This is a genomic window from Saccharopolyspora sp. NFXS83 (assembly GCF_026241095.1).
GTDB lineage: Bacteria > Actinomycetota > Actinomycetes > Mycobacteriales > Pseudonocardiaceae > Saccharopolyspora_C.
In genome coordinates this window covers 62293-68292 of the sequence record NZ_JAPFGB010000034.1, presented here as the reverse complement: position 1 = coordinate 68292, position 6000 = coordinate 62293, and the positions used below count along the sequence as shown (strand labels likewise).

The 6000-nt window shown below is 70.2% G+C and carries 6 protein-coding genes; 2 read left to right on the top strand and 4 right to left on the bottom strand.

Translation table 11 applies throughout. The features are described 5' to 3' along the window. Positions 1-84 precede the first annotated feature (84 nt). The 4 genes from OOZ19_RS26785 to OOZ19_RS26770 all read right to left on the bottom strand — a co-directional run bounded on the left by OOZ19_RS26785 (position 85) and on the right by OOZ19_RS26770 (position 2872). Positions 85-294, bottom strand: coding sequence for a hypothetical protein (locus OOZ19_RS26785; RefSeq protein WP_266092937.1), 210 nt, complete (start codon positions 292-294; stop codon positions 85-87). Between the two features lie 46 nt (positions 295-340). Beyond that, positions 341-1336: a bile acid:sodium symporter family protein gene (locus tag OOZ19_RS26780; RefSeq protein ID WP_266092936.1), complete on the bottom strand. Its 996-nt coding sequence runs from the start codon at positions 1334-1336 to the stop codon at positions 341-343. 103 nt (positions 1337-1439) lie between these two features. Further along, a complete protein-coding gene (locus OOZ19_RS26775) occupies positions 1440-2300 on the bottom strand; it encodes an isocitrate lyase/PEP mutase family protein (protein ID WP_266092935.1) in 861 nt (286 codons plus the stop codon). Positions 2301-2617: 317 nt separating this feature from the next. Further along, positions 2618-2872: a hypothetical protein gene (locus tag OOZ19_RS26770; RefSeq protein ID WP_266092934.1), complete on the bottom strand. Its 255-nt coding sequence runs from the start codon at positions 2870-2872 to the stop codon at positions 2618-2620. 184 nt (positions 2873-3056) lie between these two features. On the opposite strand from OOZ19_RS26770, the gene OOZ19_RS26765 reads away from it, so the two are divergent. Both OOZ19_RS26765 and gnd read left to right on the top strand, forming a co-directional pair. Beyond that, on the top strand, positions 3057-4256 hold the full coding sequence (locus tag OOZ19_RS26765; RefSeq protein ID WP_266092933.1) for a dipeptidase: 1200 nt from the start codon (positions 3057-3059) through the stop codon (positions 4254-4256). A gap of 139 nt (positions 4257-4395) precedes the next feature. Next, positions 4396-5832, top strand: coding sequence for an NADP-dependent phosphogluconate dehydrogenase (gnd, locus tag OOZ19_RS26760; RefSeq protein ID WP_266092932.1), 1437 nt, complete (start codon positions 4396-4398; stop codon positions 5830-5832). Positions 5833-6000: the final 168 nt, after the last annotated feature.

Below are 6000 nucleotides of genomic sequence, written 5' to 3'. Positions count from 1 at the left end.
GCTCCACGCGGAAGAGGCCCGCGACCTGCTGGAGATCCGGCGCTCGCTGGACCCGCTCGCGGTGTCGCTGGCCGCGCCACGGCGTCAGTCGTCGTGATCGCTGCCCGCGCTGCCCGACCCGAAGTCGAGGTTGAGCGTGCGGTCGATCTCGATGGGGCTGTCGCCGTTGTAGCTCACGTTCAGCAGCCCGGAGCCGGTGCTGCTCTGGCCGTCGCTGCTGGGTCCGGCGTGCGCCACCGGCGAGAGCAGCAGGGCGGTCGCCGCGATGCAGGCGAGTCCGCGGAGAAAGCGCATTGGGGGGCCTCTCGTTGGTGTGGAAGGGAAACGAGCGTGGATCAGGTCAGGCGGATGCTCCGGGGACGGCCGGTGCCGACGCGGGGTCCTCGGCCGGCCGCTCGGCGAATCGGCGGGCCAGCCAGGCGCAGGCGATCAGCTGCAGCTGGTGGTAGAGCATCAGCGGCAGCACCAGCAGCCCCACGCTCGCGGCGGGCAGCAGCACCGAGGCCATCGGCAGGCCGCTGGCCAGGCTCTTCTTCGAACCCGCGAACACCAGCGCGATCCGGTCCGGGGCGGTGAACCCGCACCAGCGCGCCGCCAGCGAGGTCACCGCCAGCACCACCACCAGCAGCACCAGGCACACGGCCGCGAGCAGCAGCAACCGGGACGGCGTCAGCTGCTTCCAGATGCCGTGCGCGGTGCCCTCGCTGAACGCGGAGAACACGACGGCGAGGATCACGCCCCGGTCGAGCTTGCCGAGCACCCGCTGCTCGCGCACCCGCTCGCCGATCCAGCGGCGGGCGAACTGCCCCAGCAGGAACGGCACCAGCAGCAGCAGCACGATCTCGGGCAGCGCGTCGAGCGGAACGGCGCCGGTACCGCCCGCCAGCAGCAGCCCGGCCAGCACCGGGGTGAGCAGCACCCCCAGCACGTTGGAGAACGTCGCCGCGCAGATCGCCGCCGCGACGTTGCCGCCCGCCAGTGAGGTGAACGTGATCGACGATTGCACCGTCGAGGGCAGCACGCACAGGAACAGCAGCCCCAGGTGCAGCGGCTCGCTGAGCACGGCCGGCACCAGGACCGCGGTCGCCAGGCCCAGCACCGGGAACAAGGCGTAGGTGCTGAGCAGGATCGCGCCGTGCAACCGCCAGTGCCGAATTCCCTCCCAGGCGGCGCCGTGCGGCAGCCGGGCGCCGTAGAGGAAGAACAGGAATCCGACCGCGACCGTGACCGCGGCGTCGAGCACCACCGCGGGTTCACCGCGAATCGGGAAGAAAGCCGCGAGGACGGCGGTGAGGACGATCGCGATGATGTAGGGATCGGTTCTCGGTCTTTTCAAAATATTGTTCGGCATCACTGTTCTGTCGAACTTCGAGGCGAGGTGAATTCTCGGCGGCACGAATCCAGGAGTTCTGCTTCCGGCCGCCGAGTGGCGGGGTCGATCAGGTCTGCAGCACGACCGGCCGGACGTGGTTCCGGCTGATGTTGCGCTCCAGCAGCGCCAGCGATTCCGCGACTCCGACGGATCCCGCCGAGACCTCCGGGAGCCTGCCGTCGGCGACGCGCAGATCGGTCAGCGCCCGGTCGATGGCCGACTGCGCGGCGAACAGGCACGGCGTGCTGTAGATCGCGACGTCGACGCCGAGCTCCTGCAGCTCGGGCAGCGAGAGCCGCGGGGACTTGCCGCCCGCGATCTGGTTGAACAGCAGCGGCTTGTCGCCGATGACCTTGCGGACCTTGGCGATCCAGTCGACGCTGCGCACCCCGTCGACCAGCAGCACGTCGGCCGCCGTCTCCGACAGCGCCTCGGCCCGGCGCAGGATCTCGCGCTCCTCGGTGGCGTCGGTGCGGGCCACCACCAGCAGGTCGTTCCTGGTGGAGAGCACCAGGTCCAGCTTGTCCAGGTAGTCCTCCAGCGGCAGGATCCGCTTGCCGTCGACGTGGCCGCAGCGCCGCGGTCGCTGCTGGTCCTCGAGGATGACCCCGGAGGCGCCGATCATCTCCAGCTGCTCGACGACGTGGCAGGCGACCTCGGGGTCGACGTAGCCGTCGTCGATGTCGACCAGCAGGTGCTGGCGGGGGAACGCCAGCCGTAGTCGCTGCACGAACGCGACCATGTCCGGCCAGGCGATGAACCCGATGTCGGGCAGGCCGTAGTGCGAGGCGGCGAAGCCGAATCCGGAGACGAACATCCCGGAGTAGTGCTGGGCGGAGACCGATGCGGAGAACATGTCGTAGACGCCGATCAGCGGTGTGATCTGCTCGCCGGCCACGTCGTCGCGCAGTGCGGTGCCGTACTTCACGGTGGACCTCCAGGGTTTTCGGGTAGGGGTGTGCGAGGGGCCGTCCTGGAAATGGGTTCGGTCCAGGGTGAAACGGCCCCTCGGTTTTCGGGATGCCGGATCGGTGTGGTGGTACCGGCGCGGTTCCGGTTCTCCTGAAATCGTCGCAACGCGGCAGGAGTGGTTCCGGACGGAGAATTTCAGGGCGTGGTCCAGGGCGCCATTGGTCCCGATGTGATGGGTCCGTTTTTGGTTCTCCCGGACTGATTTCACTTTATTGCACGAACCGAACTCGGGCCAAACCCACAAATGGGTGCGAGTAGGTGCACGATGGCGAATCACGCTGAGTGATGATGAATGTTCTCTAATCTTTCGCCCGGATCGCGGAGGATGAGATGATTCCGCTCGGAACGAGGAAAGGTTTTCATGTTCTCCCGCCTGCTCGCGCCTGACCAGCGGCGGATCTCGTCCGCGTCCTCACGGTGCGGCCCGCTGCCGTCGTTGTGCTTTCCGCGCGCCGGGTCGTTGCACCGGAAAAGATCAACTTTGGGCTGACGGAACCTGGTGATGCGCCGCTCGCTCTGCGTGATCACATGAGCGGATCGGCATGCGTTCGCGCCGGCATCGCCGCTGTTCGCGGTCGCACCGCCGGGAGGTTGCGCCGTCCACGACGCCGGTCGGCGCCGAGTGATCGGACCGTCCCCGCGATCACCTTGAAGCGCGCTGAGCCTGCGGGTAGACACCAGGTGGCGGACCGCCCAGCGAACGTGAGGTGCCATGACCAACGCGCGACGACAGTCGGTGCGACGCGCTCGGACGTTGCTGTCCGAGCATCCGGTGCTCGACGGGCACAACGACCTGCCGTGGGCGCTGCGGCTGCACGGGGCCTACGACCTGGAGTCGCTCGACATCGCCCAGGACCGGACCGGGACGCTGCACACCGACCTCGCGAGGCTGCGCGCCGGCGGCGTCGGCGGGCAGTTCTGGTCCGTCTACGTCGAAGCCGAGCTCCAGGGGGACCGCGCCGTGTCGGCCACCCTGGAGCAGATCGACTGCGTGCTGCGGCTCGCCGAGCGCCACCCCGGCGAGCTGCGGCTCGCGGGCACCGCCGCCGAGGTGCGCGCCGCGATGGCCGACGGCCGCATCGCCTCGCTGATGGGAGCCGAGGGCGGCCACAGCATCGCCTGCTCGCTGGCGACGCTGCGCGCGTTCTACGCGCGGGGCGTGCGGTACCTGACGTTGACGCACAACGACAACGTGCCGTGGGCCGACTCGGCGACAGACGAGCCCGCCGCGCACGGGCTCACCGCCTTCGGCGAGGAGGTGGTGCGGGAGATGAACCGGCTGGGCATGCTCGTCGACCTCTCGCACGTCTCCGCCGACACCATGCGCCACGCGATCCGGGTGTCCCGCGCGCCGGTGCTGTTCTCGCACTCGTCGGCCCGTGCGGTGTGCGATCACCCGCGCAACATCCCCGACGACGTGCTCGCCGCGCTGCCCGCCAACGGCGGCGTCGCGATGGTCACCTTCGTGCCCTCGTTCGTGCTGCAGGAGGCCCGGAACTGGGTGCGCGCGTTCGACGCCGCGGCGACCGAGGCCGGGCTCGACTGGCACGGTGGGGGAGACGAGGTGCGGAGGTTCCGCGCCGACTACGAGGCGGCGCACCCGCGGCCCGCAGCGACCGCCGCCACCGTCGCCGATCACCTCGACCACATGCGGGAGATCGCGGGCATCGACCACCTGGGCATCGGCGGCGACTACGACGGGGTCGACATCACGCCGGCGGACCTGGCCGACGTGGCGAGCTACCCGAACCTGTTCGCGGAGCTGCTGGACCGGGGGTGGTCCGAACAGGACCTCGCGAAACTGGCGCACCGCAACGCGATCCGCGTCCTCGACGACGCCGAACGGGTCGCCGACCGGCTGCGGGAGACCGAACGCCCCTCGGTGGCCACGATCGAGGAACTGGACGGCTGACCCGTTCTGCCGCCGGGGCCGGGGGCGTGTGCACTGTGCGGGCGACCCACCCGTCGAGGTGATCCTCGGCCACCGGGGAACACCGGGCCCGGCGGGTGAGTTGTTCCGATGAGTCATCCGGACGCCGAAAGAGGTATTCATGTCGAAGCTGGCGCAGGTAGGCGTCACCGGCCTTGCCGTGATGGGGCGCAATCTGGCCCGCAACTTCGCGCGCAACGGTTACACCGTCGCCGTGCACAACCGCTCCGTCGGCCGCACCCACGAGTTCATGGAGCGCTTCGCGGAGGAAGGTGAGTTCGTCGCCGCCGAGTCCGCGGCCGACCTCGTCGCGTCGCTGGAGCGGCCCCGCCGGGTCGTCATCATGGTCAAGGCCGGTGGGCCGACCGACGCCGTGATCGACGAGCTGGCCCCGCTGCTCGACGAGGGCGACGTGATCATCGACGGCGGCAACGCGCACTTCGAGGACACCCGCCGCCGCGACGAGGAGCTGCGCGGGCGCGGCCTGCACTTCGTGGGCACCGGCATCTCCGGCGGCGAGGAGGGCGCGCTCAACGGGCCGTCGATCATGCCCGGCGGCTCCGCCGAGGCCTACGAATCGCTCGGGCCGATGCTGGAGAAGATCAGCGCGCACGTGGACGGCACGCCCTGTTGCACCCACGTCGGCCCCGGCGGTGCCGGGCACTTTGTGAAGATGGTGCACAACGGCATCGAATACGCCGACATGCAGCTGATCGCCGAGTCCTACGACCTGCTGCGCCGCGCGGGCGGGCTGGACCCGGCGCGCATCGCGGAGGTGTTCCGCGGCTGGAACCAGGGCAGGCTCGCCTCGTACTTGGTGGAGATCACCGCCGAAGTCCTCACGCACACCGACGCCCGCACCGGTTCCGCGTTCGTGGACGTCATCCAGGACCAGGCGGAGCAGAAGGGCACCGGCCGCTGGACGGTGCAGACCGCGCTGGAGCTGGGCGTGCCCGTCAACGGCATCGCCGAGGCCGTGTTCGCGCGCAGCCTGTCCGGGCACGGCGACCTGCGCGAGGCCGCGCAGGGCCTGGCCGGTCCGCAGCCCGCCGAGCTGTCCGCTGAGGATGCGAAGCGGCTGGCCGAGGACGTCGAGAAGGCGCTGTACGCGTCGAAGGTCGTGTCCTACGCCCAGGGCTGGAACATGATCTCGGTGGGCAGCCGGGAGTACGGCTGGGACGTCGATCTCGGGGCGATGGCCACGATCTGGCGCGGCGGCTGCATCATCCGCGCCGCGTTCCTGGACCGGATCCGCAACGCCTACGGCAACGACCCCTCGCTGCCCACGCTGCTGGCGGACGCGGAGTTCTCCCGCGAACTCGCCGACGCGCAGGACGCGTGGCGACGGGTGGTGGCCACCGGCGCCGAACTGGGCATCCCCACGCCCGGGTTCTCCGCCGCGCTGTCGTACTACGACGCGCTGCGGGCGCAGCGCCTCCCGGCGGCGGTGACGCAGGCCCAGCGCGACTACTTCGGCGCGCACACCTACCGCCGCACCGACGTCGAGGGCTCGTTCCACACCCGGTGGGACACCAACCGCACCGAGGAATCCGCCTGACGCACCCGGTGATCGGTTCGTGAGCGAAGGCTCCGGGGCCCGTTGCGCACGTTCGCGCCACGGGCCCCGCTTCGCGCCGGGATGCCTCCGATCGGCCGTCGGCGACTGGTCCCGGGGAGGGCGATCCGTGTTCGTGCGGGCCATCGATGGCGGCCAAGTGCACCATTG